Origin of the sequence: Paenibacillus sedimenti (genome assembly GCF_014534655.1) — a bacterium.
GTDB classification, from domain to species: domain Bacteria; phylum Bacillota; class Bacilli; order Paenibacillales; family NBRC-103111; genus Paenibacillus_E; species Paenibacillus_E sedimenti.
On record NZ_JACVVD010000061.1, the window covers coordinates 1 to 375 of the forward strand.

The window sequence follows — 375 nt, forward strand, 5'->3', positions numbered from 1 at the left end:
ATCCCCGGATCAAAGCCTGCTTACGGCTCCCCGAGGCATTTCGTCGTTCGCCACGTCCTTCTTCGGCTCCTAGCGCCTAGGCATCCTCCGTGTGCTCTTATTAGCTTAACCAGCTAAAAATTGCTTTCTTCATTTGCTTAACACAAATGTCGATAAAGATTTCTAAGTTTCACGCTTTACGTTTCGTTTCGTTATCTAGTTTTCAAGGAACAAGATTTTGAAAGGATTGACCTTTCAAAACTGAACACGAGTGAAAGAAGCTGTTTGTGCTTGCGCACTTGACTGGCTCATCGCAGAGCCGAGTCTCCATAGAAAGGAGGTGATCCAGCCGCACCTTCCGATACGGCTACCTTGTTACGACTTCACCCCAATCAT

At 46.7% G+C, this 375-nt stretch carries 2 rRNA genes; both read right to left on the reverse strand.

Annotation, left to right across the window (positions count from 1 at the left end):
- Positions 1-111: ribosomal RNA gene (locus ICC18_RS33425) — 23S ribosomal RNA — on the reverse strand; the annotation flags it as partial.
- Between the two features lie 201 nt (positions 112-312).
- Positions 313-375 (reverse strand): 16S ribosomal RNA (locus ICC18_RS33430); the annotation flags it as partial.